At 72.8% G+C, this 24,994-nt stretch carries 20 protein-coding genes and 5 tRNA genes; 11 read left to right on the top strand and 14 right to left on the bottom strand.

The genetic code is table 11. The annotated features are described in order from the left end of the window. Window positions 1-38 precede the first annotated feature (38 nt). From IE096_RS26235 to purS, 4 genes are all read right to left on the bottom strand, one after another. Window positions 39-884 carry a sterol carrier family protein gene (locus tag IE096_RS26235; RefSeq protein ID WP_189455790.1) on the bottom strand — a complete coding sequence of 282 codons (846 nt, stop codon included), beginning with the start codon at window positions 882-884 and terminating at the stop codon, window positions 39-41. 107 nt (window positions 885-991) lie between these two features. Continuing rightward, window positions 992-3,265: a phosphoribosylformylglycinamidine synthase subunit PurL gene (purL, locus tag IE096_RS26230; RefSeq protein WP_189455788.1), complete on the bottom strand. Its 2,274-nt coding sequence runs from the start codon at window positions 3,263-3,265 to the stop codon at window positions 992-994. Next, entirely contained in the window at window positions 3,262-3,945 is a 684-nt protein-coding gene (gene purQ / locus IE096_RS26225) for a phosphoribosylformylglycinamidine synthase subunit PurQ (protein WP_189455786.1), read from the bottom strand. The genes purL and purQ overlap by 4 nt, the downstream gene beginning before the upstream one ends. Then, entirely contained in the window at window positions 3,942-4,187 is a 246-nt protein-coding gene (gene purS / locus IE096_RS26220) for a phosphoribosylformylglycinamidine synthase subunit PurS (RefSeq protein WP_042151546.1), read from the bottom strand. Before purS ends, purQ begins: the two co-directional genes overlap by 4 nt. A 317-nt stretch (window positions 4,188-4,504) precedes the next feature. Between purS and IE096_RS26215 the strand changes: the two genes are divergently transcribed. The 10 genes from IE096_RS26215 (at window position 4,505) to IE096_RS26170 (ending at window position 9,713) form a co-directional block, all read left to right on the top strand. Then, on the top strand, window positions 4,505-4,822 hold the full coding sequence (locus IE096_RS26215; protein ID WP_126914886.1) for a histone-like nucleoid-structuring protein Lsr2: 318 nt from the start codon (window positions 4,505-4,507) through the stop codon (window positions 4,820-4,822). Between the two features lie 160 nt (window positions 4,823-4,982). After that, window positions 4,983-5,054: transfer RNA gene (locus IE096_RS26210), tRNA-Gly, on the top strand. Window positions 5,055-5,099: 45 nt separating this feature from the next. Then, window positions 5,100-5,171 (top strand) — tRNA-Gly (locus IE096_RS26205). Window positions 5,172-5,216: 45 nt separating this feature from the next. After that, window positions 5,217-5,288, top strand: a tRNA-Gly gene (locus IE096_RS26200). A 77-nt stretch (window positions 5,289-5,365) separates the two neighbouring features. Then, window positions 5,366-5,438, top strand: a tRNA-Gly gene (locus IE096_RS26195). Between the two features lie 131 nt (window positions 5,439-5,569). Continuing rightward, window positions 5,570-6,535 carry an ABC transporter ATP-binding protein gene (locus tag IE096_RS26190; protein ID WP_189455784.1) on the top strand — a complete coding sequence of 322 codons (966 nt, stop codon included), beginning with the start codon at window positions 5,570-5,572 and terminating at the stop codon, window positions 6,533-6,535. Beyond that, complete coding sequence (locus IE096_RS26185; RefSeq protein ID WP_189455782.1) at window positions 6,535-7,365, top strand: ABC transporter permease; 831 nt, start codon at window positions 6,535-6,537, stop codon at window positions 7,363-7,365. The genes IE096_RS26190 and IE096_RS26185 overlap by 1 nt, the downstream gene beginning before the upstream one ends. A gap of 40 nt (window positions 7,366-7,405) precedes the next feature. Next, window positions 7,406-8,971: a sensor histidine kinase gene (locus IE096_RS31895; RefSeq protein ID WP_268248352.1), complete on the top strand. Its 1,566-nt coding sequence runs from the start codon at window positions 7,406-7,408 to the stop codon at window positions 8,969-8,971. Then, entirely contained in the window at window positions 8,968-9,606 is a 639-nt protein-coding gene (locus IE096_RS26175; RefSeq protein WP_189455781.1) for a response regulator transcription factor, read from the top strand. The genes IE096_RS31895 and IE096_RS26175 overlap by 4 nt, the downstream gene beginning before the upstream one ends. 34 nt (window positions 9,607-9,640) lie before the next feature. Further along, a tRNA-Gly gene (locus IE096_RS26170) sits at window positions 9,641-9,713 on the top strand. Window positions 9,714-9,757: 44 nt separating this feature from the next. Here IE096_RS26170 and IE096_RS26165 read toward each other — a convergent pair. The 6 genes from IE096_RS26165 to purD form a co-directional block, all read right to left on the bottom strand. After that, entirely contained in the window at window positions 9,758-11,134 is a 1,377-nt protein-coding gene (locus IE096_RS26165; protein ID WP_229820628.1) for a sensor histidine kinase, read from the bottom strand. Continuing rightward, entirely contained in the window at window positions 11,134-11,847 is a 714-nt protein-coding gene (locus IE096_RS26160; RefSeq protein WP_189455779.1) for a response regulator transcription factor, read from the bottom strand. Before IE096_RS26160 ends, IE096_RS26165 begins: the two co-directional genes overlap by 1 nt. Window positions 11,848-12,068: 221 nt before the next feature. Next, window positions 12,069-12,971 (bottom strand): phosphoribosylaminoimidazolesuccinocarboxamide synthase, encoded by a 903-nt coding sequence (locus IE096_RS26155; RefSeq protein WP_189455776.1) that lies wholly within the window; start codon window positions 12,969-12,971, stop codon window positions 12,069-12,071. Window positions 12,972-13,040: 69 nt separating this feature from the next. After that, window positions 13,041-14,519 carry a N,N-dimethylformamidase beta subunit family domain-containing protein gene (locus tag IE096_RS26150; protein WP_189455774.1) on the bottom strand — a complete coding sequence of 493 codons (1,479 nt, stop codon included), beginning with the start codon at window positions 14,517-14,519 and terminating at the stop codon, window positions 13,041-13,043. A gap of 175 nt (window positions 14,520-14,694) precedes the next feature. After that, window positions 14,695-16,365 carry a hypothetical protein gene (locus tag IE096_RS26145; protein WP_189455855.1) on the bottom strand — a complete coding sequence of 557 codons (1,671 nt, stop codon included), beginning with the start codon at window positions 16,363-16,365 and terminating at the stop codon, window positions 14,695-14,697. 312 nt (window positions 16,366-16,677) lie between these two features. Then, window positions 16,678-17,925: a phosphoribosylamine--glycine ligase gene (gene purD, locus IE096_RS26140; RefSeq protein ID WP_189455772.1), complete on the bottom strand. Its 1,248-nt coding sequence runs from the start codon at window positions 17,923-17,925 to the stop codon at window positions 16,678-16,680. 318 nt (window positions 17,926-18,243) lie between these two features. Here purD and IE096_RS26135 point away from each other — a divergent pair, with 318 nt between their 5' ends. After that, window positions 18,244-18,969: an SLATT domain-containing protein gene (locus IE096_RS26135; RefSeq protein ID WP_189455853.1), complete on the top strand. Its 726-nt coding sequence runs from the start codon at window positions 18,244-18,246 to the stop codon at window positions 18,967-18,969. Between the two features lie 79 nt (window positions 18,970-19,048). Here the strand turns inward: IE096_RS26135 and IE096_RS26130 are convergent, their stop codons facing one another. The 4 genes from IE096_RS26130 to IE096_RS26115 all read right to left on the bottom strand — a co-directional run bounded on the left by IE096_RS26130 (window position 19,049) and on the right by IE096_RS26115 (window position 24,695). Next, window positions 19,049-19,699 carry a putative DNA-mimic protein gene (locus IE096_RS26130; RefSeq protein WP_189455770.1) on the bottom strand — a complete coding sequence of 217 codons (651 nt, stop codon included), beginning with the start codon at window positions 19,697-19,699 and terminating at the stop codon, window positions 19,049-19,051. 165 nt (window positions 19,700-19,864) lie between these two features. Further along, window positions 19,865-22,336 carry a dolichyl-phosphate beta-glucosyltransferase gene (locus IE096_RS26125; protein ID WP_189455850.1) on the bottom strand — a complete coding sequence of 824 codons (2,472 nt, stop codon included), beginning with the start codon at window positions 22,334-22,336 and terminating at the stop codon, window positions 19,865-19,867. Window positions 22,337-22,477: 141 nt separating this feature from the next. Then, window positions 22,478-23,146 (bottom strand): GntR family transcriptional regulator, encoded by a 669-nt coding sequence (locus IE096_RS26120; RefSeq protein WP_189455768.1) that lies wholly within the window; start codon window positions 23,144-23,146, stop codon window positions 22,478-22,480. A 193-nt stretch (window positions 23,147-23,339) separates the two neighbouring features. Continuing rightward, window positions 23,340-24,695 carry an aspartate aminotransferase family protein gene (locus IE096_RS26115; protein WP_189455766.1) on the bottom strand — a complete coding sequence of 452 codons (1,356 nt, stop codon included), beginning with the start codon at window positions 24,693-24,695 and terminating at the stop codon, window positions 23,340-23,342. Window positions 24,696-24,994 lie beyond the last annotated feature (299 nt).

The following is a 24,994-nucleotide window of genomic DNA, read 5'->3' as shown; positions in this document are numbered from 1 at the left end:
GGATCTCCACGGTCGGGCAGCGCGGGGGTGGGCTTCGCTCAGGTGAGCAAAGGAAGTTGTGCGGAAAGGTCCGCGCGTTCGCCGCTGGCCGTCACGGCGGTGGAGTCGAGGGCATCGGCCCAGGTCAGGCGGCCTGTGGCCAGCCGGATCCAGGTGATCGGGTCGGTCTCGACGACGTTCGGCGGCGTGCCGCGGGTGTGTTGGGGGCCCGCGACGCACTGCGTCACGGCGAATGGCGGGATACGTACTTCCACCGAGCCGCCGGGGGCCTTGGTCGCCAACACGTCGGCGAACAACCGGGAGACGGTCGCCAGGGCCTGCCGGTCATGGCGTACGACGGTGCCCGTGGCGGTCGCGAGATCGTCGCCGTGCACCACGGCCTCGACCAGTCGGGTCACCACATAGTCGGACAGCGACATGGCGCCGAGACCCGTGGGGACGGCCGTGACGGAGCCCGCGTCGGCGAGCGCGGCGGAGAGCCGTTCGGCCACCCGATCCATCGCGGCCACCAGGGAGTTGGGCCCCTGGCCGGCGAGCGCGGCGGCAGCGGCGGAGGTCTTCTCCGCCACGTCCGCGGCTCGCGCGCCGAGGCCCGCCGCGTACTCCGGCAGGGTGATCTCGGCCCGTACGGACGGGATTTCACCCGACGGCTGCGCCTCGACGCGCTGGGGCAGCAGCTCCAACGCGCCGGTGAGATGCGTGATCAGCTCACCGACCGTCCACTTGCCCACCCCGGAGGGTGCGGCGAGCAGCGCCTCGGCGTCCGGTTCGGCGCACACCACGGCCACGACGTCCCGCACCGCACGGACCTGCCCCTCCAGGGCGGCCCGCGACTTGGCGGGATCGAAGCTGCGGACACGGGGCTTGCGCGGTGCGGAAGGCATGGCGCGAGCCTAATCCTTGGCCAGGCTTCGGGTGGGCCCAACCGGAACAACCGGCCGGGCCCGTCCCGTACTGATGACGAGAGTTGAGCCGTCGTTACAGTCGAGCGTTACACGAGCAACGAGGGAATCGTGGCCTCGTGCGCGGCGCGCAGCTCCGTCAGCGGAATCGTGAACTCGCCCTGGATGTCGAGCTCTTCGCCGTCGACAACGCCGATCCGCGTCGCCGGCAGTCCGCGCGCCCCGCACATGTCGGTGAAGCGCAGCTCCTCGCTGCGCGGCACGGCGACGACCGCGCGGCCGGCGGACTCGGAGAAGAGGAGGACGAACGGGTCGAGTGCGTCCGGTACGACGATCCGGGCGCCCTTGCCACCGCGCAGGCACGACTCCACCAGGGCCTGGATCAGGCCACCGTCGGAGAGGTCGTGCGCCGCGTCGATCATGCCGTCGCGGGAGGCGGCGATCAGGATCTCGGCGAGCAGCTTCTCGCGGTCCAGGTCCACGGCCGGCGGCAGCCCGCCGAGGTGGTCGTGGATCACCTGCGACCAGGCCGAGCCGCCCAGCTCCTCCTTGGTGTCACCGAGGAGGTAGAGCAGGTGGCCCTCGTCGGCGAAGGCCATCGGCGTGCGGCGGTCGACGTCGTCGATGACGCCCAGGACCGCGACCACGGGGGTCGGGTGGATGGCGGTCTCGCCCGTCTGGTTGTAGAGCGAGACGTTGCCGCCGGTCACCGGGGTGCCCAGGGCCAGGCAGCCGTCCGCCAGGCCACGGGTGGCCTCGGCGAACTGCCACATGACGGCCGGGTCCTCCGGCGAGCCGAAGTTCAGGCAGTTGGAGATCGCCAGCGGGCGGGCTCCGGTGGCGGCCACGTTGCGGTACGACTCGGCGAGCGCGAGCTGGGCGCCCGTGTACGGGTCGAGCTTGGCGTAGCGGCCGTTGCCGTCCGTGGCGACGGCGACACCGAGGTTGGTGTCCTCGTCGATGCGGACCATGCCGGAGTCCTCGGGCTGGGAGAGGACCGTGTTGCCCTGGACGAAGCGGTCGTACTGGTCCGTGATCCAGGACTTGGAGGCCTGGTTCGGGGAGGAGATCACCTTCAGGACCTGCGCGCGCAGCTCCTCGGCGGTCCCGGGGCGGGCCAGCTTGTTCGCGTCGTCGGCCTGGAGGGCGTCCTGCCACTCCGGGCGGGCGTACGGGCGCTCGTAGACCGGGCCCTCGTGGGCGACGGTGCGCGGCGGGACGTCCACGATCTGCTCGCCGTGCCAGAAGATCTCCAGGCGCTCGCCGTCGGTGACCTCACCGATGACGGTGGCGATGACGTCCCACTTCTCGCAGATCTCCAGGAAGCGGTCGACCTTGCCGGGCTCGACGATCGCGCACATGCGCTCCTGCGACTCGCTCATGAGGATCTCCTCGGGCGAGAGCGTCGCGTCGCGCAGCGGTACGCGGTCCAGCTCGACGCGCATGCCGCCGGAGCCGGCGCTGGCCAGCTCGCTGGTGGCGCAGGACAGGCCGGCGCCGCCGAGGTCCTGGATGCCGTCGACGAGGTCCTCGCGGAAGATCTCCAGGGTGCACTCGATGAGGAGCTTCTCCTGGAAGGGGTCGCCGACCTGGACGGCGGGGCGCTTGGTGGGCTTGCCCGTGCCGGAGGCACTATCGCCTGCAGCGTCGAAGGTCTCCGAGGCCAGCACGGACACGCCGCCGATGCCGTCGCCGCCGGTGCGGGCACCGTAGAGGATGACCTTGTTGCCGGCGCCGGACGCCTTGGCGAGGTGGATGTCCTCGTGCTTCATCACACCGACGCACAGGGCGTTGACCAGCGGGTTGCCCTGGTAGCAGGAGTCGAAGACGACCTCGCCGCCGATGTTGGGCAGGCCCAGGCAGTTGCCGTAGCCGCCGATGCCCGCGACGACGCCCGGCAGGACGCGCTTGGTGTCGGGGTGGTCGGCGGCGCCGAAGCGCAGCGGGTCCATGACGGCGACCGGGCGGGCGCCCATCGCGAGGATGTCGCGGACGATGCCGCCGACGCCGGTGGCCGCGCCCTGGTAGGGCTCGATGTAGCTGGGGTGGTTGTGCGACTCGACCTTGAAGGTGACCGCGTAGCCCTGGCCGACGTCGACGACGCCGGCGTTCTCGCCGATGCCGACGAGGAGGGCGTCGTTCTCGGGGGCCTTCTCGCCGAACTGGCGGAGGTGGACCTTGCTGGACTTGTACGAGCAGTGCTCGGACCACATCACCGAGTACATCGCGAGCTCGGCGCCGGTAGGGCGGCGGCCGAGGATGGTGCGGATGCGCTCGTACTCGTCCTGCTTGAGACCGAGTTCGGCCCAGGGCTGCTCGACGTCGGGGGTCTCGTCGGCGTGCTTGACGGTGTCGAGGCTCATGACGCGTTGACCAGCTTCTTGAGAATCGAAGTGAAGAATCCGAGACCGTCCGTGCGGCCGGTGCCGATGCCCGGCTCGACGGCGTGCTCGGGGTGGGGCATCAGGCCGACGACGTTGCCGGCGGCGTTGGTGATGCCCGCGATGTCGCGGAGCGAGCCGTTGGGGTTGCCGTCCAGGTAGCGGAAGGCGACGCGGCCCTCGGCCTCGAGCTCGTCGAGGACGCGCTCGTCGGCCACGTAGCGGCCGTCGATGTTCTTCAGCGGGACGGAGATCTCCTGGCCCGCCTCGTAGTCGGCCGTCCAGGCGGTGTCCGCGTTCTCCACGCGGAGCTTCTGGTCGCGGCAGATGAAGTGGAGGTGGTTGTTGCGCAGCATCGCGCCGGGCAGCAGGTGGGTCTCGGTGAGCACCTGGAAGCCGTTGCAGATGCCGAGGACGGGCATGCCGCCCTTCGCCTGCTCGATGACGGATTCCATCACCGGGGAGAAGCGGGAGATCGCGCCCGCCCGCAGGTAGTCGCCGTAGGAGAAGCCGCCGGGCAGGACCACGGCGTCGACCTGCTTGAGGTCCTTGTCGCGGTGCCAGAGGGGCACGGCCTCCAGGTCGGCGATCCGGACGGCGCGCTGGGTGTCGCGGTCGTCCAGGGTGCCGGGGAAGGTGACGACCCCTACCCGTGCGGTCACGAGTCGACTCGCACGGTGAAGTCCTCGATCACGGTATTGGCGAGAAACGTTTCCGCCATCTCGTGGATGCGGGCGAGGGCGGCCTCGTCGACCGGGCCCTCCACCTCGAGTTCAAAGCGCTTGCCCTGACGGACGTCGGCGATCCCCTCGAAACCCAGGCGTGGCAGCGCGCGCTGCACCGCCTGGCCCTGCGGGTCGAGGATCTCCGGCTTGAGCATGACGTCGACTACGACGCGTGCCACTGGCACTCCCGGTGTGTGGTGCGTGAGCTGAAGCGGTACCGCCAGCGTACAGTCCCGAAAAATCTACGCGCATAGATATGCTGGGCTTATCCTTCGCATTTTGCTCGGCCGCCGCGCGGACCACTCGGGAAAATTCCGGGAAAAATCCCGGGGGATCACCCGATGTCGATTGCGGCGGGGCAGCGGGACGGAATTAACTGGGCCGCATCATGCATTGCCCTTTGTCGCACACATGAATAAGTATGGTCTGAGAACAACCGAAACCCCCACGTCACCGCAGGTCAGAGCGGTGATACTGGTCGAAAGGACCGATTTCCGTGGCGCAGCGCGTAGTGGTCACACTCTCCGATGACATCGACGGCGGGGAAGCCGCGGAGACCGTCATCTTCGGGATCGACGGCAAGTCGTACGAGATCGACCTGAACTCTGCCAATGCGAAGAAACTGCGGGGCATCCTGGAGCCTTACATGGCCGTCGGCCGCAAGCAGTCGCGGTCGGGCCGCGTCTACCGCCGGACGTCCGTCGCACCCGATCCGGCTGCGGTCCGCGCCTGGGCCCGCTCCCACGGCATGGAGGTGCCGCCGCGCGGCCGCATCCCCAAGAAGGTCTACGAGGCGTTCAACGCGGCGGGCTGAGGCCCCCGCGCGGCACCCGCGTGGCACCCGCCACGGGTCGCGCCCAGCGTCGTGCGCGGCCCGTCGATCATCGGATTTGCCAACCGCCCCGGGTGATCAGCTAGAGTTTGGATCACGCCGAGGGGCAACGCCGGGAAACCGGCCGGAACTTCGGGGTCATGCGGGTGTAGCTCAGTAGTAGAGCGCCCCCTTTCCAAGGGGGAGGCGCAGTGTGCGATTCCTGTCACCCGCTCTGACCAGCCAGTGGTCCACTTCTGTGGACTGTCTGGGTGGACGCGCGGGTGTAGCTCAGTAGTAGAGCGCCCTCTTTCCAAGAGGGAGGCGCAGTGTGCGATTCCTGTCACCCGCTCTGACCGTTCGACGGTCCACCTCCGTGGACTGTCCGGATGGGCGCGCGGGTGTAGCTCAGTAGTAGAGCGCCCCCTTTCCAAGGGGGAGGCGCAGTGTGCGATTCCTGTCACCCGCTCTCATCACTTACCGACCACTGCTGTGGATCAGGTAGAGTGGTGCACGCGCCGCCCGGTGAAAGCCGGTCGGAGGCATGCGGACGTAGCTCAGTTGGTAGAGCACCACCTTGCCAAGGTGGATGTCGCGAGTTCGAGTCTCGTCGTCCGCTCAGAGAACGAAGGCCCGGTCGATTTCGACCGGGCCTTCGTCGTATGCGCATTCCTCCCCCATGACATCCGTCATCCGAAGTCATGACAGCCCGCACTGCGCCCCGGCGGAATCGGCCGGGAGCCTGGAGGCATGGATGTCGGGGACGGTGTGATCGAGGTCTCGGAGCTGCGCCGCAGGTACGGCGGGCAGGGGGACAAGGGATTCGAGGCGGTGCGGGACGTGTCCTTCACCGTGCGGCGCGGGGAGTTGTTCGCGCTGCTGGGGACGAACGGCGCGGGCAAGACCTCCACGGTCGAACTGCTGGAGGGCCTGGCCCGGCCCACCGGGGGCACGGTCCGGGTGCTGGGCCACGACCCGTACGCGGAACGCCGCCTGGTGCGGCCCCGGATCGGGGTGATGCTCCAGGAAGGCGGCTTCCCCGCCGATCTGAGCGCCGCCGAGACGGTACGGATGTGGGCGGGCTGTACGACCGGGGCGCGGCCCGTCGGGGAGGCGCTCGACCTCGTGGGGCTCGGCCCGCGCCGGGACGTACGGGTCAAACAGCTCTCCGGCGGCGAGCGCCGGCGGCTCGATCTCGCGCTGGCCCTGCTGGGGCGGCCCGAGGTGCTCTTCCTCGACGAGCCGACGACCGGACTGGACCCCGAGGCCCGCCACACCACCTGGGAGTTGGTGCGGCGGCTGCGCGACGAGGGCACGACGGTGCTGCTCACCACCCACTACCTGGAGGAGGCGGAGTCGCTGGCCGACCGGCTGGCGATCATGCGGGACGGGCGGATCGTCACCACCGGCACACCCGGCCAGGTGATCGGCACCCACCCGGCGCGCATCCGCTTCGCGATGCCGGCGGGCTGGTTCGTGGGTGATCTGCCGCCGCTGGCCGCGCTGGGCGTGCTGCGGCACGACGAGCACCACGGCCGGGTGGAGCTCCAGACGGCCGAGCTGCAGCGCACGCTGACCGGGCTGCTGCTGTGGGCCCGGGAGAAGGACGTCGAACTGGAGGGACTGGACGCGCGGACCGCCTCGCTGGAGGAGGCGTTCCTGGCGATCGCCGGGGCCGCGACGACGTCGGAGCCGGGGTTGGGGAGGAACGAGTGATGGCGACGGAAACGACAGTGAACGCGCGGACGACGGGCGCGCCGGGTACGGGGGTCCCGGCGGGCGCGACGACCGTGACGGGCCGGGCCCTCGCCCTGGGCCGCGCGGAGCTCACGCTCCTCGGCCGCAACAGGATGGCGCTCTACACCGTCCTGCTGATGCCCGTGCTCATGGTCTACGCGATGAGCACGGCGGCCAAGGGCCTCGACATGAGCGGCACCGGGATGTCCCTGAAGGAGGCAACGATGACGGGCGCCTTCGGGTACGTCCTGCTCTTCGTCGTCTACTACAACCTCATGAGCGTCTTCACCGCCCGGCGCGAGGAACTGGTCCTCAAGCGGCTGCGGACGGGCGAGGCCGGCGACGTGGAGATCCTCGCCGGCACAGCGCTGCCCTCGCTGGCGATCGCCGTCGCGCAGTGCGTCCTGCTGGTGGCGGCGGGCGCGGTATGGCTGCACATGCGTCTGCCGGCCCGCCCCGAACTGCTGGTGGCGGGCGTGCTGCTGGGCCTGGCCCTGCTGACGCCGCTGGCCGCCGCGTCCACGGTCCTCGCCAGGACGCCGGAGAGCGCCCAGCTCGCGGCGATGCCGCTGACGATGGTCTCGATGCTCGGCTCGGGCATGTTCTTCCCGCTGGAGGGGCTGCCGGACGGGCTCGCGCGGTTCTGCGAGCTGCTGCCCCTGACCCCGGTCGTCCAGCTGGTGCGCGACGGCTGGCTCGGCGGCGCGACCCTCGCCGGGACGCTCGGTCACCTGGGGGCCGCCCTCGTCTGGACCGCGCTCTCGGTGTTTGCTGTACGTCGGTGGTTCCGCTGGGAACCCCGGCGCTGAACTGCGAGAACGACCACGAACGACCAGGGGGGTGGGGCGCGTGATCAGCCGGGTGCGGAAGTTCCGCGGCCACAGCAAGATCCAGCAGATCGACATGTACATGCGCGGCGCGCTGTACGTGTGCCCCTGGTTGTTCGTCGTGCTCGAGGGCCTGGCGATGCTGGGCCTGGCCGCCGGACCGGACCGGCGGGGGCTGGGCCTGGGAGCGGCCCTGCTCGTGGTGGCGATCGTGCAGGCCGCGGCCGGTGTGGGCCTGCTGCGCCGCGCGCTCGACCGCTACCTCGGCCGGGAGACCGTCCTGCGGGCGCGGCTGGTGTTCTCCTTCGTCCTGCTGGCGGTGGCGCTCTGCCTGCTGGCGCTGATCGCGACGCGCGGCAGCAAGGAGCTCGCGCAGAACGTGTCCACCATGCTCATGGGGCTCGCGATAGCGCCTCTCGGCGCCCTCTGCCTGATCGTGCGCAAGCGCGTCTACTGGGCGCTGTGCGCGGCGGGCTCGCTCGTCGCGCTGGTGCCGTTCGCCGTGGTGGGCTTCCCGTTCCCGGCGCTGGTCGGCATGGTCTTCGGGGGGCTGTTCCTCACCGGGTGGGTCATGCTGCTCGCGCGCGTCTCGGGGTGGATGCTCTCCATCATGTGGGAGGTCGACGCGGCCCGTGAGGTGCAGGCGCGGCTCGCGGTGGCGGAGGAACGGCTGCGCTTCTCCCGCGACATGCACGACGTGCTCGGCCGGAACCTGGCGGCGATCGCGCTCAAGAGCGAGCTCGCCGTGCAGCTGGCGCGACGCGGCTCGGACGCGGCCGTGGACCAGATGGCCGAGGCGCAGCGCATCGCGCAGGAGTCCCAGCGCGAGCTGCGCGAGGTCGTCCGCGGCTACCGCGAGGCCGACCTCCACACCGAACTGGCCGGTGCGCGGGGGATCCTGACCGCCGCCGGGATCGAGTGCCGCATCGACGCGAGGGCCGCCGACGACCTGTCGCCGGCGGTCCAGTCGACGCTCGCCTGGGTCGTCCGCGAGGCGACGACGAACGTACTGCGCCACTCGGACGCGGGGCGCTGCGCGCTGCGGCTGCGGTCGGGCGAGGGCCGGGCGGTGCTGACGGTGGAGAACGACGGCGTGCGGGTCGGTTCCGGCGACGGCAGCGGTTCGGGGGGCTCCGGTGGCGCTGGTGGCAGCGGTTCGGGGCTGGCGGGGCTGCGGGAGCGGCTGGCGGTGCTGGGGGGCACGCTGGCGTACGAGCACGGGGGGAACGGAACGTTTCTGCTGACGGCGCGGGTGGGGGTGGATTCCGGTTCGGAGGCGGGAGCGGGTTCGGCGCCGCCGGAGGGCGACGTCGTGGCCGATCGCCGGGGCGGCGGGGAGGAGGCCCCAGTCCCGCCCCTTCCCGAAAGCGGGGGCAAGCCCCCGGCCCCCCAGGGGGCGCGGCGCGGGGCTCCACCCCCGCCGGGGGAGGCGAACGCCCGGGGCGAAGCCCTCGGGCGGGTGGCGGGGGCCGGGGCGGCAGCCCCGGGAAACTGGGGGCACCTCCCAGCGGTAGCTGAGGGAGAAAGGGCGGGAGTGGGGCACTCCTCCCCCGCCGCGACAGCCGCAGCCGATGGGACGCGTGAATGAATACGCACTCGGCCTCCGGGCCGATCGAACCGATCCGCATCATGCTCGCCGACGACGAGCACCTGATCCGCGGCGCGCTCGCCGCGCTCCTCGGGCTGGAGGACGATCTCCAGGTCGTGGCCGAGGCCGCGTCCGGGACCGAGGCCCTGGCGATGGCCCGTGCCCATCGGCCCGACGTCGCGGTGCTGGATCTCCAGATGCCGGGGGCGGACGGTGTGACAGTGGCCACATCCCTGCGGGTCGAACTGCCCGACTGCCGCACCATGATCGTCACCGGTCACGGCCGGCCCGGGCACCTGAAGCGGGCCCTGGAGGCGGGGGTGCGCGGGTTCGTACCGAAGACCGTCTCGGCCCAGCGGCTCGCCGAGATCATCCGGACCGTCCACGGCGGAAGCCGCTACGTGGACCCGGAGTTGGCGGCCGACGCGATCAGCGCGGGCGACTCCCCGCTCACCGCCCGCGAGGCGGAACTGCTGGAACTGGCCGAGGACGGCGCCCCCATAGCGGAGATCGCCGCGCGGGCCTCGCTGACCCAGGGAACGGTCCGGAACTACCTCTCGGCGGCCACCGCGAAGCTGGGCGCGGAGAACCGTCACGCGGCGGCGCGCATCGCACGTGCTCAAGGTTGGCTATAGTGGTGTCCGCACCGCACGAGAGCGCGGGGCGAATGCGGACGTAGCTCAGTTGGTAGAGCACCACCTTGCCAAGGTGGATGTCGCGAGTTCGAGTCTCGTCGTCCGCTCAGAGAACGAAGGCCCGGTCGATTCCGACCGGGCCTTCGTCGTTTCACCCCTCCGGGGCGGGGAAGCGCAGGCGGAAGCACGCGCCGCCCCCGCGGGCCTGTTCGGCGGAGAGCTCGGCTCCGTGGGCGCGGGCGATCTGGCGGGCCATGGCGAGCCCGAGGCCGGAGCCGGGCAGGGCGCGGGCCTGGCGGGAGCGGTAGAAGCGGTCGAAGACGTGCGGCAGGTCCTCGTCGGAGATGCCGGGCCCGTGATCGCGGACGGTGAGGTCGAGCGTTCCTCCGGCGCGGGCGAGACGGACCTCGACCACGGCACCGGGCGGACTGAACTTGGCCGCGTTGTCGAGCAGGTTGGACAGCAGCCGGGCCAGCCGGGCCGGTACGCCCGGGACCGTCGCCTCGGCGAGGTCCGTCGTGAAGACCGCCCCCGGCCAGTGGCCGCGCGCGACGGCCGCGCAGCGTTCGGCGAGGAGGTCGAGGCGGACCTGTTCGACGAGCGGGCGCGGCTCCTCGTCGCGGGCGAGCTCGATGAGGTCGTTGACCATGCCGGTCACCTCGCGCATCTGCCGGCCCAGGGCCTCGGCGGCCCGTTCCCGCTGGGCGGGCGTAAGCCGCTCGGCGCGGGCGAGGAGCTCGGCGTTGGTGCGCAGCGCGGTGAGCGGGGTGCGCAGTTCGTGGGAGGCGTCGGCCACGAGGCGGCGCTGGGCGGCGACGGCCTCCTCCAGTTCGCCGAGCATGGTGTTGAAGCTGGCGGCGAGGCGGGTGATCTCGTCCTCGCGGCGGGCCTGATGCGGGGGGAGTTCGATGCGGTGGGCCGGGTCGCGGGTGGCGGCGATGCGTTCGGCGGTGGCGGTGAGCCGGGTCACGGGCCGCAGCGAGGTCCGCGAGACCACATAGCCGAGCGCGGCGGCGAGCAGCACCCCTGCGCCGCCGACCCAGCCGAGGTACCAGCCGGCCTGGCGTACGCCCTGGTCGACGGCGTCGGAGCGGGCGGCCACCTGCAGGGCGTGGCCCTCGCGGCCCGGCAGGGGCGTGGTCAGCATCCGCATGGGCCGGCCGTCGTGGGTGATGTCGCTGTAGTACGCGCCGAGGGTGCCGGCGGCGACGCGGCGGGTGGCCCCGGTGACGGGCAGCGCGAGGCCCCGCTGGCCGGGGGCGGCGGGGTCGGCGCGGACGATCTGGGCGCAGGCGGGGGCGGCGCGCCAGGCGCACTGGTCGTACAGGACGCCGCTGTCGGCGCCGCCGCGGCTCTGCTGGGAGATCAGGCCGGCCTGCTGCTTGAGCTGGAGGTCGAGCTGGCGGACGAGTTCGTAGCGGATGACGACGTAGGCCGCGCCCAGGACGCCGAGCGCGACGAGCGCGACGGCGGCGGAGGTGACGAGGGCGAGGCGGGCGCGCAGGGTGCGGCCGCGGAGCGGGGTGATCACCGCTCTGCCAGCCGGTAGCCGATGCCGTGCACGGTGTGGACGAGGCGGGAGGCGCCGCCGGCCTCCAGCTTGCGGCGCAGGTAGCCGATGTAGACGGCGAGGGAGTTGGACTCCGGGCCGAAGTCGGCGCCCCACACCCGCTCCTGGATCACCTCGCGCGGCAGTACCTGCCCGGGGTGGCGCAGGAACACTTCCAGCAGCGCGAATTCGGTGCGGGTGAACTCCAGGGCGGTCCCGGCGCGTTCGCCGGTGCGGGTGAGGGGGTCGACGGTGAGGTCGGCGAAGGCCAGCTCCGGCGGGGCGTCGGCGGTGCCGGGCGCCGGGCCGGCCCGGCGCAGCAGGGCCCGGAGGCGGGCCAGGAGCTCGTCGAGGGCGAAGGGTTTGACGAGGTAGTCGTCGGCCCCGGCGTCCAGGCCGGCGACGCGGTCGGAGACGGCGTCGCGGGCGGTCAGGACGAGGACGGGGGTGCGGTCGCCGAGCTCGCGGAGGCGGCGGCAGACGGCGAGGCCGTCGAGGACGGGCATGGCGAGGTCGAGCACGATGGCCCCGGGCGGGGTGGCGGCGACGGCGGAGAGCGCGGCCAGGCCGTCGGCGGCGACGCGGACCGCGTAGCCCTCGACGGCCAGGCCGTCGGCCACGGCGGCCCGGACGTCGGGGTCGTCGTCGACGACGAGGACGGATGTCTGCGACGGCGGCGTCGGCTCGGGCATTGCGCCTCCGGCGGGGGGGTACGTACGGGATCTTGTGCGTGTCCCCACGATGGCATGCGCTGTCTGAGAGGGCTCTTAGGGGCGGGGGCGGCTCGGCACCGCCGGGCTCCCCGGTGGGGGTTGCCCGCCGTCGCGGCGGGGAAGAGGCCCCGGTCCCGCCCCTTCCCGTTTCCCGGGGCTACCGCCCCGGCCCCCGGGGCCCGGTGGGGGCGGAGCCCCCGTCAGGCCCACTTCGTGCCGGTCAGCCGCTCGTACGCCTCCACGTACTTCTCGCGCGTCCGCTCCACCACGTTCTCCGGGAGCGGGGGCGGGGGGAGTTCGCCCGTGCGGTCCCAGCCGGAGGCCGGGGAGGAGAGCCAGTCGCGGACGTACTGCTTGTCGAAGGAGGGCTGCGGGCGGCCCGGGGACCAGGTCTCGGTGGGCCAGAAGCGGGAGGAGTCCGGGGTGAGGACCTCGTCGGCGATGACGAGCGCGCCCTGGTCGTCGAAGCCGAACTCGAACTTCGTGTCGGCCAGGATGATGCCCCTGTCGCGGGCGATGTCGCGCGCGCGGCTGTAGACGGCGAGCGTCGCCTGACGCAGGACGGCCGCGGTCTCGGCGCCGACCTGGCGGGCGACCTCCTCGTAGGAGACGTTCTCGTCGTGCTCGCCGACCGCCGCCTTGGTGGCGGGGGTGAAGATCGGGGAGGGCAGCTCGGAGCCGTCGTCCAGGCCCTCGGGGAGGGCGAGGCCGCAGACGGTGCGGCTCTCGCGGTACTCGGCGAGGCCGGAGCCGGTGAGGTAGCCGCGGGCCACGCACTCGACGGGGAGCATGTCCAGGGAGCGGCAGATCAGGGTGCGGCCGGCCCAGTCGGCGGGGGCGCCGGCCGGGAGGTCCGTGGAGAGGACGTGGTGGGGCACCAGGTCGGCCAGGCGGTCGAACCACCACAGGGAGAGCCGGGTGAGGATGCGGCCCTTGTCGGGGATCTCGGTGGGCAGCACCCAGTCGTACGCGGACATGCGGTCGCTGGCGACCATCACCAGGCGGCCCGCCTCGTCGCGGTACAGGTCGCGGACCTTGCCGGTGTGGAGGTGCGTCAGCCCCGGCACCTCGACGGGCTTGGGCTTCTCGACGAATCCGGACACGCGGCCTCCTGTTGGTTTGTCCAAACACCTCGATTCTGCCGTACGCCGCTGACGGACGGCCGGGAGGGGTCAGCCTCGTTTGCAGATGCGGTCCAGGAGATTGGCCGTGGCCCGCTGGATCCGGGGGTCCGTGTGGCCGGGGCGGTCGAGGGCGGGCGACCAGGCGAAGGTGCCGGAGGCGAAGACGATGGCGCCGCTGGGGGCCCGGTAGACCGAGGTCTCCTGGTGGCGCTTGGCGCCCTCGCCGTCCAGGTAGGGCGAGTGGGCGAGGAGGATGCGGCGGGTGTGCTCGGGCAGGGCCGTACGGGGGAAGTAGCGGTCGGCCTCGCCGGCGACGAGGCCGGGCAGCTCGTCGCCCTCGCCGGCGCCGGTGGCCTCCCAGAGCCAGTGGCCGGCGTTGCGCACGACCATCGGGGCGGGCTCGGGGACGCGGCCCGCGTACTGGATGCCGAGCAGTTGCTGTTCGGGGGACGCCATGTCGCGCCAGAGGGCGGAGCGGCCGGGGCCGCGGCGTTTTCGGCAGGTGAGCAGCTGGTGGGGGCCGGCGGGCGAGGGGGCGAGCTCGACCTGCCAGTACATGGTGTTGGCGGAGAGGAAGACCAGGGACGTGCCGCAGTCGCGGGCGTTCTCGACGGTGCGGCGCATCTCGGCCGACCAGTACTCGTCGTGGCCGGGGAAGACGACGCCCCGGTAGCGTGCCGGATCGATTCGTCCCGCGTGGAGATCGCGGGTCTCGGCGTAGGCGAGGTCGTAGCCGTAGCGCTCGGCCCAGCGGATGAAGTCGTAGGCGTGGCCCACGTGCAGCGGGAGGCCGGCGCCCGCGAAGGGGCGGTCGAAGGAGACCGTGGTGGCGGCGGCGTCCTCGCCGAGGAGCCGGCCCTCCTCGTCCCAGGCGTGGTAGAGGCTGGCGCCGGTGCGGCCGTCCTCGGGGTAGAGGTTGTAGGCCTGCCAGGTGATGTCGGGGAGGACCAGCAGGAGATCCGAGGGGTTGCCGTCGCGAACGGTGAAGGGGATGTGGCTGCGGTAGCCGTCGGCGGTGGTGAGCACGGCGACGTACGCGCCGGTGCTCCAGAAGGACGGGATCTGCAGCCGCCAGGAGAGCCACCAGTGGTGGCAGGAGACCGTGCGGTCGACGGTGAGCGGCGGGGGCTGGACGATGCCCGACAGCCGGGGGCTGGTGGTGATCTTGGCGGCGCCGACGCCCCCGTAGTGGCCGATGCGGTAGACGTCGACGGCGAACTGCTGCGGCGGGTCCACGGTGATCCGCAGGTCGACGGCCTCGCCGGGGGCGACGGCGCTGGCGGTGGCGAAGCCCTTGATCTGGCAGTGGACGTCGTCGGCCGCGCGGGGGCCGGGCCTGCGGGGCGGCGGTACCCGGGAGCCGGCCGGGGTCGTCACCGGGTCGACGTACCAAGGGATGATCTTCCCGGTGCCGTCGAAGTAGAACTCGCCGCCGCGCAGCCAGGGCAGCGGGCCCTGCCCGAAGGGGTCCGAGACGGCGTGCGCGAGTGCCCCGGACTCCCAGCGGCGGATCTGGTCCATCCCCATGTGCGCTCCCTCCCCTGGGCCTCCGGATACCTTTTCGGATTCCCGGCGGACTCCCAGCAGATCACATGACGCATCCGGACCGTCACCGTTCGTCGGGAAATTCCCCGGAAGTGATGGCTCGGCCTCTACGCAGCGTTACGTCCTCACGGAGGGTCACCCACCCGCTGGGCGCCCCTCACATCAGTCTGACGGGCTTCTCCATCCGGACCCCGACCTCGCCGAGCCAGGCCCGCAGCGGCTCGGCGTCGCCGTCCTCCAGCAGGGTCAGGACCGTACGGGACAGGCCGGCGCGGCGGGTGCCGCCGACGAGCAGGGCGGGGCCGTCCAGCCAGTCCAGGCCGGGGGCGGCCCCGGCGGTGTCCACGGCGGCGCAGCACACCATGGCGGTCACGTGGTCGGCGAGCAGCTCGCGGCCGCTGCGCGGCGGCTGGAGGGGGAACAGCGGGGCGAGGCCGCCGGCCCAGGAGCCGGACACCGTGCCGAAGGCGCCGCGCCGGGCGGCGGCCTCCTCGCGGGCGGCGTCCCGCTCCACCTCGGCGCTCAGCCGCAGCTCCAGCTCCTCGCCGATCCCGCTGCCGCCCGGGCCGCCGAGCCGGTCCAGCACGCGGGCGACCGTGGGCGCGCCGGGCGGCACGTCCGGCCGGGGCCGGACGGCCGGCTCCGGGGCGCCCCTGCCGCCGCAGGCGGCGATGTCGTCGAGGACGCGGTGCAGCCGGGCGGCCTCCAGGCGCCAGGTGCGGTCGACGACCTCCTCCGGGTACTGGCTCCAGGCGACGGGCCGCCAGGTGGGGCCGGGCTCCGCCGGGCCGCCGTGGAAGAGCCGGGCGGCCAGCAGGGAGGCGGCCTCGTCGATCAGGCCGGGCTCCTCCAGGAGGTCGCAGGCGGGCCGCTCGCCCAGCCGGGAGGCGAAGCCCTCGGCCAGCCGGTCGCGGCGGGAGAGCTCGGTGAGCGCGGAGACCACGCCCGCGTCCAGCCGGGAGGGCCAGCGGCCCATCCGCCAGGCGGGCAGGGCCACGCGGTTGAGCAGCCGGTCCCAGCCGGCGTAGGCGAGGCCGACCTGCTCCTGGGCGACGATGCGCAGGCCGTAGTCGACCGCCTGGGCGCGCTCGGAGGCGGCGGCGGCCACCCCGCGTTCCATCTCGGCCGCGTGCTCGCGGCAGGAGCGCAGCAGCAGCCGGGCCACCCAGCCGACGAACGCGAGGTGCGGCCGGCCCGCCGATACGGCGACGGCGGCGTCCAGCCCCCGGACGAAGCGGCGGGCGGCGGCTATGTCGGGGTGGGCGGCGGGGCCCGTGCCCGCGACGACCGGCGCCAGCAGGGCGCGCAGCTCGGCGACCCGCATCCACCACAGGAACGGCGAGCCGATCACCAGGACGGGCGCGGCCACCGCCCGCGCCCGGACGAGGGCGAACCCGCGCGGAGGGCCGTGCGCCGGGTGCGTACGGTCCTCCAGCCAGCTGTCGCAGTCGGGCGTGAGGGCTATCGCGGAGGGCACCGGGACGCCCAGCCGGTCGGCGAGGTCGCGCACCAGGCGGTAGAGGTCCGGGGCCGTCTCCTCGGGGATCGGGACCGTGGGGCTCAGGGCCGGACGGGCCCGGGCCACCACGGTGGCCACCAGGGCGGCCAGCGCCAGCGCCAGCACGGCGGCGGCGGTGACGGCCGGAAGGGCGGCCGCCGGCGCGGAGCCGTCGGCGATGTGCCCCGTCGCGGAGCCGACCGCCAGCACCACGGCGACCGCCGCCGGCAACAGGGCCACGGCCAGCGCCGCGCCGCGTACCCGCAGCACGGCGAGGGCTCTGGTGCGCGCGGTCGACGCGCCTGCTTCGGGACCTGCCACGGGACCGATCACCCCCAGTTGCCGGTAGTGCTCTGCCGAGGTGCGTTGCTTACCTCCCCCACTGTGGCACCGGCCTCTGACATCGCAATGCCGGTGGGCCGGTCGGGCCGCCGAGTCAGCCACCCGGCAGCCGGCCTGCGCCGCACCCTAGTTGGGGGTGGGGCGTGCGTCAGCCGCTTGGGCAAGCGCTCACCCGATGGAATGGCGTCGGGGCGGTGGCGGCACGGGCGGACGCGTCGTTTCCGCCCGTTTTCTCCACCCGCCCCCGCCGCCGGTCCGGCGCCGGCCCGGCGCCGTTCCCCGCCGGTCGTCGGGCCGTCGTCAGGCCGACGCGGCCTTCTCCGCGATGTCCGTGCGGTGGTGGGAGCCGTCCAGCCGGATCCGGGAGACGGCCTCGTAGGCGCGGGTCCGCGCGTCGGCCAGGTCCTCGCCCGTGGCCGTGACCGACAGCACCCGGCCGCCCGCGCTCACCACGCGGCCGGCCTCGTCCCGCCGGCTGCCCGCGTGGAGGACGTACGCCTTGTCGACCTCGGCGGCCTCCGCCAGTCCCTCGATCGGGTCACCCGTGCGCGGGGTGCCGGGGTAGTTGTGCGAGGCGATGACGACGGTCACGGCCGCGTCCTCGCTCCAGTTCAGCGGCGGCTGGGCGGCCAGGTCGCCGGTGGCCGCGCTCAGCAGGACGCCGCCCAGCGGCGTCTTCAGCCGGGCCAGGACGACCTGGGTCTCCGGGTCGCCGAAGCGCGCGTTGAACTCGATGACCCGCACCCCGCGCGAGGTGATCGCCAGCCCCGCGTAGAGCAGCCCGGAGAACGGCGTGCCCCGGCGGCGCAGCTCGTCCACGGTGGGCTGGAGCACGCTCTCCATGACCTCGTCGACCAGCTCGGGGCCGGCCCACGGCAGCGGGGAGTAGGCGCCCATGCCGCCCGTGTTCGGGCCCTCGTCGCCGTCCAGCGCCCGCTTGAAGTCCTGGGCGGGCGTCAGCGGCAGCACCGTCTCGCCGTCGGTGATCGCGAAGAGGGAGACCTCGGGGCCGTCCAGGTACTCCTCGATCACCACGCGGTCGCAGGCCAGCGCGTGCTCACGGGCCGCGGCCAGGTCCGAGGTGACGACGACGCCCTTGCCGGCGGCCAGGCCGTCGTCCTTGACCACGTACGGGGGGCCGAAGGCGTCCAGCGCCTCGTCGATCTCCTCCGGGGTGGTGCAGACGTAGGCGCGGGCGGTGGGCACGTTCGCCGAGGCCATGACGTCCTTGGCGAAGGCCTTGGAGCCCTCCAGCCGCGCGGCCTCGGCCGAGGGGCCGAAGACGGGGAAGCCGCGCTCGCGCAGGACGTCCGCGACGCCCGCGACCAGCGGCGCCTCCGGGCCGACGACCACGAGGTCGGCGCTCAGCGACGCGGCGAGCTCCGCGACGGCCGCGCCGTCCAGCGCGTCCACGGGGTGCGTCTCGGCGACCTCGGCGATCCCGGCGTTGCCGGGGGCGCAGTGCAGCGCGGTGACGTCGGGGTCGAGGGACAGGGAGCGGCACAGGGCGTGTTCGCGGGCGCCGCCGCCGATGACGAGGACCTTCACCCCCTCACCCTATTGCCTCGATTGTGGATCACTACGACTCGGGGTGGGCACGGCACTCGTAGGAACCTCTCGCGGTAGCCCTCCGGCAGGAACCTTCCGTCGACACGTTTCGCCGCCCGTTCGGCGTCCACGCCTCGGCCGGCGTGCACTCTTTCGGGTGAGTACCCCCGGCCTCCTATACCTGATGCCGGCCCACTTACGGACGGAAAAGGCCTGATCTTGCGCCCAACGCCAACCGTTCGGCGGTAGGAAGGAGGCTGCACATCACTGTGATCACGGCACACGGCGGAGAGGGAGTGCAGGGTGAGCCAGCCTGAGATGCAGCCCGAGGGGCTCCCGAGGGAGCAGGGGAACCCCCCAGCAGGGCAGCACCGGGGCGACCTGCGCGGCCGGACGTTCCCGCTCGGGGACTGGGGGGAACCCGCCGAGCGACTGGACGAGCTCTACAGATGGGTCGAGGGCGGCGCGCTGAACCTCGCCGACTGGTACCTCACCGACCGGGCGTGGAAACGCCGCTGGGCGCGCGGGCTGCGCCTGGCGGCGGCCTGCTGCGCGGTGGTGGGCGCGGCCCTGCCGCTGCTGGAGCTGACCAAGGTGCTGCGCACGGGTTCCGCGTGGGCGTTCCTGGCGCTGCTGGGCGCGGTGGCCTGTGTGGCCTGCGACCGGTACTTCGGGTTGACGTCCGGGTGGATGCGGGGCGTGGCCACGGCCCAGGCGGTGCAGCGGCGGCTGGAGGTGCTCCAGTTCGACTGGGCGTCGGAGTGCGTGCGGGAGGTGCTCGGGCCCACGGAGGGGACGGCGAGTGAGGCGGCCGAGCGCTGTCTGACCGTGCTGCGGAGGTTCTCCGAGGACGTCTCGGAGCTCGTGCGGGCCGAGACGGCGGACTGGATGGTGGAGTTCCGGGCGGGGCCGGCGCCGTTGCTGACGCAGTCGTTGGTGGCGTGGGGTCCTCGGACGGATTCCGGGCCGGTGGGGCGGTTCCCGATGCCGCCGCACACTCGGCCGAACATGCCGCGGCAGCGACCGCCCGAGTCGCCTCGGTAGCAGGGGCTCCGCCCCCCCGGACCCCCGGTCCTCAAACGCCGGACGGGCTGAATGCAGCCCGTCCGGCGTTTGAGGACAATCAGCTGAACACGATCATCGACCCCTGTCCCAGGCTTCGCGTCGCCGCCGCGTGGAGTCCCAGCCATACGTGGCGTTCCCGGGCGAACGGGCTGTCGTCGTGGGGGCCCGGGGCCGCGCGTTCCTCGAGGGTCGTGGGGTGGTCGGGTGCCGCCGGTGGGGCCGGCGGGTTGTCCGGGTCGATGCCCAGGACCGGTGCCACGGAGTGGAGTTCGCGCAGCAGGCCGTGGCTGGATCCCAGCGGCCCGCCGCCTTCGAGGAGTTCGTCGTTGGACAGCGGATGCGGGAAGTCCACCGGCACGTACGCGCCCGCGTGGTCGTAGTGCCAGACCAGGTGCGACTGCTGCGCCGTGGCCTCGAACATCTCCAGCAACTGCTCGTAGTCGCCGCCGAGTTCGTCCACCGGGGTGACGGCGAGGCCACAGAGGTTCAGCAGATGGGCGCGGCGCAGGAAGTGCAGGGCGTCGTAGTCGAAGCCCGCGACGGGCGCCACGTCCCCGGAGAGACCCGGCATATAGCCGAAGACGGGCACCGGGGGCAGCCCCGCCTCGCCGAGTGCCTTGTCGTAGGCGGCGATCTCGTCGGCGAAGGGGTTGTCGGGGCTGTGGCAGAGCACGTCGACTAGGGGCACCAGCCACAGGTCACAGGCCACGTGAGCTCACTCTCGTCATCGCCTTCCCGTCCGATGGTCGGGTGGTCGGGCCAGAGTAGTGCCGCTCAGCCGGTTGTCATACCGGGCGGACAGATGGAGACGCGCCGAATCCGCCCGGCTTCCGGCCGACTCGCGGTCGGCTCGCGGCCGGCTCAGGCCCCGGGGTCAACGGTCGGCGCGCACGTCCCACACCCACGTGTCGCCGGTCCGCCGGGGCTCGTCGCCCGTCAGCCGGGTGACGGCCGTCCGCAGCGCGGCGGTGAACCGCTGGTCGGCGAGGACGAGCGCGTCGGCGTGCCAGAAGTCGAGGTCCTGGCGGAACGCCCGGCGCTGTTGCTCCCCGATGTCGGGCACCTCGCCGGTCTCGTGGACCTTGCGCAGCAGTTCGGAGGTCGGGCGCGGCGGGGAGCCGGCGAAGCCGTCCCGCTTGGGTCCCCAGGGGCCGTTGAAGTAACCGCCGGGGAAGGGGAAGCCGAGGCCGGTGTCGATCTGCCAGCCGAGGGCCGCGGTCTCCGTGGGGCTGGGCACCGGTACGGGCACCAGGGCGTGCCCCGGGCGGACGTACTCCCGCCAGGTGCCGTCCGCGAAGAAGGCGGGCGTCGGGGCGCGTTCGACGGTGCGGAAGGGGGTGGGCACCAGCGGGAGGAGGGCGGCGGCGAGGGCGGCGACGCCGATGACGCGGCGGGAGCTCTCGCGTTCGCTGCGCGCGCGCCGGACGGCGAGCCGGTCGCAGGCGAGGGCGAGGAGGATGCCGACGGCGGGGACGCAGACCATCGCCATCCGGGACTCGATGACGGATTCGTAGAGGGGTGCCTCCGCCAGGAGGCGCCACGGGCCGGGCAGCGTCTTGTCCGTGCCCAGCAGGGGGATGTTCTGGCCGAGGGAGAGGACGGCGGCGGCCAGCGCGGTGAAGCCGAGGGCGCGGACGGCCGGCCGGTCCCTCATGTGGACGACGAGGGCGACGGTGAGGGCGACGAGCGGCCAGCCGAAGAAGGCGTTCTCCTCGGTGGGGTTGAGGGAGAGCGAGGCGGCGATCGGCTGGTCCCCGGCCAGCGAGCGGGTGGCGAACTCCAGGAACGCCATGGGGTGGTTGCCGGTCTGGCCGTGCAGCACGCTGCGGTAGCTCTGCGGGCCGTAGAACTGCCAGGCCACGGGGCCGAGCACCAGCGGTACGGAGACGAGGGCGGCGATGCCGAGGCCGGTCAGCAGGGGCCGGGCGACGGCCGCGGCCACGTGCGGGGAGGCGGCCGCGTAGCCGAGGGTGAAGAGGAGGAGGCCGGTGACGGCCAGCAGCAGGGCCTCCTCGCCGAGGAAGACCTGGTAGGCGAGGAAGAGACCGAGGACGACGCCGTCGCGCGTGGTCCGCCTGCCCTCGCACAGCCGCAGCAGCCGGTCGATGATCAGCGGGAACATGAACAGCACCGCGAAGTTGGGGTGGGCGTTGCCGTGCGAGATCACCGGCGGCGCGAAGGCGCAGAAGCCGCCGCCCAGCGCGGCGGCCCAGCGGGAGCGGGTGAAACGTCTCGCCAGCAGCCAGTACCAGGCCCAGGCCGTCGCCGCGAGCCCGCCGGTGAGCACGACGGCCCAGGTGAACTGGGGGCCGAGCAGCAGGGTGAGCGGCGTGAGGGGGATGGACAGGCCCAGCATGGCGGTGTTCGCCATGAGGTTGACGCCGAGCGGGAAGTTCTGGAAGTCGCTGGAGAGCGGATTGCGCAGGTGTACGACGTTGTCGGCGGTGGCGGCGAAGAACCATTCCCACTGCTGCTGGTCGTGGTTGGAGTCGATCAGGTAGCGGCCGGCCGGGTCGCTCCACAGTCCGTCGTAGAGGAAGACGCTGATGAGGAGGAAGAGCGCGGGTATCGCGAACCGTGCCGGGCTCGCCGTCCGGCGGTAGGTGTGCCAGCGGACGCGCACGAGGTCGGCCAGGACGCGGGGGTAGGCGAGGGGGCGGACCTTGGAGCCGGGCTGGTGGGCCCAGCGCACGGGCACCTCGGCGACCTCCCAGCCCTGCTGCTGGAAGAACCGCAGTATCTCGACGTCGAAGGCCCAGCCGTCCAGCCGGGAGCCGGCGAAGGCGGTGCGGGCCTTGTCCCCGTCGAAGAGCTTGAAGCCGCACTGGGTGTCGCGGATGCCGGGGACGGCGGCGGCGCGGATCAGCCCGCCGCCGAGCCGGCCCATGACCTCGCGCAGCGCGTGCTGCCGGACGGCTATCCGGGAGCCGGGCAGGGCGCGGGAGCCGACGGCGGCGGGGACGCCCTCGTCCATCCGGCGCTCCAGGAGCGCCAGTTCCTCGATGGGTGTGGCCAGGTCGGCATCGGTGACCAGGACGCGTCGGCCGCGCGAGGCGAGGACGCCGGTGCGTACGGCGTGGCCCTTGCCCCGGTTGGCGGGGGTGCGCAGCAGACGGATGCGGGGGTCCTCGTCGGCGGCGGCCTCGACGAGGACCGCCGTGCCGTCGGTCGACCCGTCGTCGACGACGATCAACTCCCACGCGGCCGGGCCGTCCTGGAGGTGGGCGCGGATCGCCTTGAGGGTGGGCGCGAGCCGGTCCTCCTCGTTGTACGCCGGGACGATCACCGACAGCCCGATGGCACCGCGGTCCTCCCCGTCGGCCGTGGTGGACGCGACCGGCGTCATCTTCATTTCGAATCACATTCCGTTTGTCGACGACTGTTGGCGGATCTTGACTCTATGCGTACTGCATCGATCAGTCATCGAACGGAATTACCGGATCCAAGGGATTCAATGGACCCATCGGACATACCGGCCTTATGGCGGTTACGTCAGGGCGTCGATCAGTTCCAGCGTGTGCCGGTTGTACGCGACGACGATCCGCTGGGCGCGTTCGACGTCGCGGCAGGCTATGGCCTCCGCGAGCTCGGAGTGGCGGTGCCACAGCCGGCCCCGGAGGTCGCCGAGGCGGCGCAGCAGGGGGACGGTGAAGATCCAGCTCTGCACCCGGAGCCGGTCCAGGAAGTCGGATATATAGGGGTTCGCCACGAGTCCGGCCATCTCCCGCCAGAAGCGGAGGTCGTAGCCGATGAGGATGTCGAGGTCGCCCGCGAGGGCCGCCCGCGCGGCCTCGTCGGCCCGTCGGCGCACGGAGGCCAGCGCCTCCGGGCTGGCCGCGGCCAGCGCCTGCTCGGCGGAGCGCCGGAACATGCCCTCGACGACGAGCGTGCGGGCCTCGATCATGTCGCGGAAGTCGGCGTGCGAGAACTCGCGCACCCGGTAGCCCTTGTGGAGCTCGACGTCGAGCAGCCCTTGCGAGCAGAGGTCGAGCAGCGCCTCGCGCACGGGCGTGGCCGAGACCCCGTACTGCTCGGCGATCTCCTTGACGGTGAACTGCCGACCCGACGGGAGCCGCCCCGCGATGACCTCGTCGCGCAGGGCTTCGGCGATCTGTGAGCGCAGCGTCGTGCGCTTGACAGCCTCGCTGCCTGGCATTGGTCCTTCGTCTCCCTTTCCGTGGCCGCACGCCTGGCATGCGAACGGCCCTCGCAACCATAGGCGAGGGCCGACGTCGGGCGGTATGACCGTGCGCACGGGACGGTGAACGGTACCTGATGCTGTGCGCGCGCTGTGGGAGTGGGTACCGGCGGTACGGGCCCGCCGGGGGGCCGCCGGGGGCTGCCGGGGCTCAGGCCACGTAGCGGTCCGCGACCGTGAGGGCGTGGTCCAGGGCGGCCAGGCCCGCCTTGGCCTCCGCCTCCGTGATCGTGCACGGCGGCACCACGTGTACGCGGTTCATGTTCACGAACGGCCAGACGCCCGCCTCCTTGATCGCCGCCGTGACGGCCGCCATCGGCGCGTTCGCCCCGCCCGTCGCCGCGTACGGCACCAGCGGCTCGCGGGTGCGGCGGTCGCGGACGAGCTCGACGGCCCAGAAGACGCCGAGGCCCCGGACGTCGCCGATGGACGGGTGGCGCCCGGCGAGCTCGCGCAGGCCGGGGCCGAGGACGTCCTCGCCGATGCGCGCCGCGTTCTCGACGATCCCCTCCTCGGCCATCGCGTTGATCGTCGCCACGGCGGAGGCGCAGGCCAGCGGGTGGCCGGAGTAGGTGAGCCCGCCCGGGTAGGGCCGCTCCTCGAACGTGGCGGCGATCTCCGCCGAGATGGCGACGCCGCCGAGCGGGACGTAGCCGGAGTTGACGCCCTTGGCGAAGGTCAGCAGGTCGGGGACGACCCCGAAGTGGTCGGCGGCGAACCAGCGGCCCGTCCGCCCGAAGCCGGCCATGACCTCGTCGAGGATCAGGACGATGCCGTACCGGTCGCACAGCTCCCGGACGCCCGGGAGGTAGCCGGGCGGCGGGACCATGATCCCGGCGGTGCCGGGCACGGTCTCCAGGATGACCGCGGCGATCGTGCCCGGGCCCTCGAAGACGATGGTGTCCTCCAGGTGCCGCAGCGCGCGCTCGCACTCCTGCTCATCGGTCTCCGCGTGGAACGGCGAGCGGTAGCGGAACGGGCCCCAGAAGCGCACGACGCCGGCCGAGGCCGTGTCGGAGGGCCAACGGCGCGGGTCGCCGGTCAGGTTGATCGCGGCGGCCGTGGCGCCGTGGTACGAGCGGTAGGCGCTGAGCACCTTGGGGCGGCCGGTGTGCAGCCGGGCCATCCGGACGGCGTTCTCGACCGCTTCCGCGCCGCCGTTGGTGAAGAAGATCTTGTCGAGGTCGCCGGGGGTCCGTCCGGCGATCAGCCGCGCGGCCTCGGACCGTACGTCCACGGCGAAGCCCGGCGCGATCGTGCACAGCCGGGCCGCCTGCTCCTGGATCGCGGCGACGACCTTGGGGTGCTGGTGGCCGATGTTGGTGTTGACGAGCTGGGAGGAGAAGTCGAGGTGGCGGTTGCCGTCGTGGTCCCAGAAGTACGAGCCCTCGGCGCCCGCGACGACGAACGGGTCGATGAGGCCCTGGGCGGACCAGGAGTGGAAGACGTGGGCGCGGTCGGCGGCCTTGACCGCCGCGGCGTCGGTGGGAACGGGCTGTGTGCTCAACTGCGTGACCTCTGATCGGTTGCTCGGCCGGCGCTGTCGGGCCGAGCCTAGGGAGCCGGGCCGGGCCCCGGTACCGGCACTGTGTCGGCCGCCGGGCGTCCCCGTGGACACAGTGCCGAGTGGCGTGCCGGGCCACCGACGCCCGTGCGAATCGCCGTGCGGGAAATCCCCGTTCGGTGCATTTCTCCTGCTACGGTCTTTCGCGGTCGCTGTATTGACCCCATTTGTCATGTGCGCCTGAAGGTCCGTGACCTCGGGCGCTCTTGCGTTTTCCTGGAGTACGGAATTCCGCCGTGCGC

It is taken from the genome of Streptomyces abikoensis (assembly GCF_014648775.1).
GTDB classification, from domain to species: domain Bacteria; phylum Actinomycetota; class Actinomycetes; order Streptomycetales; family Streptomycetaceae; genus Streptomyces; species Streptomyces abikoensis.
This window is presented reverse-complemented; position numbering and strand designations above follow the sequence as displayed.

Excerpts from the sequence above, each read along its gene's own strand:
- IE096_RS26235 (WP_189455790.1), bottom strand. The coding sequence starts at position 884 with ATGCCTTCCGCACCGCGCAAGCCCCGTGTCCGCAGCTTCGATCCCGCC.
- purL (WP_189455788.1), bottom strand. The coding sequence starts at position 3,265 with ATGAGCCTCGACACCGTCAAGCACGCCGACGAGACCCCCGACGTCGAG.
- IE096_RS26190 (WP_189455784.1), top strand. The coding sequence starts at position 5,570 with ATGGATGTCGGGGACGGTGTGATCGAGGTCTCGGAGCTGCGCCGCAGG.
- IE096_RS26185 (WP_189455782.1), top strand. The coding sequence starts at position 6,535 with ATGGCGACGGAAACGACAGTGAACGCGCGGACGACGGGCGCGCCGGGT.
- IE096_RS26175 (WP_189455781.1), top strand. The coding sequence starts at position 8,968 with ATGAATACGCACTCGGCCTCCGGGCCGATCGAACCGATCCGCATCATG.
- IE096_RS26160 (WP_189455779.1), bottom strand. The coding sequence starts at position 11,847 with ATGCCCGAGCCGACGCCGCCGTCGCAGACATCCGTCCTCGTCGTCGAC.
- IE096_RS26150 (WP_189455774.1), bottom strand. The coding sequence starts at position 14,519 with ATGGGGATGGACCAGATCCGCCGCTGGGAGTCCGGGGCACTCGCGCAC.
- IE096_RS26135 (WP_189455853.1), top strand. The coding sequence starts at position 18,244 with ATGCAGCCCGAGGGGCTCCCGAGGGAGCAGGGGAACCCCCCAGCAGGG.
- IE096_RS26125 (WP_189455850.1), bottom strand. The coding sequence starts at position 22,336 with ATGACGCCGGTCGCGTCCACCACGGCCGACGGGGAGGACCGCGGTGCC.
- IE096_RS26120 (WP_189455768.1), bottom strand. The coding sequence starts at position 23,146 with ATGCCAGGCAGCGAGGCTGTCAAGCGCACGACGCTGCGCTCACAGATC.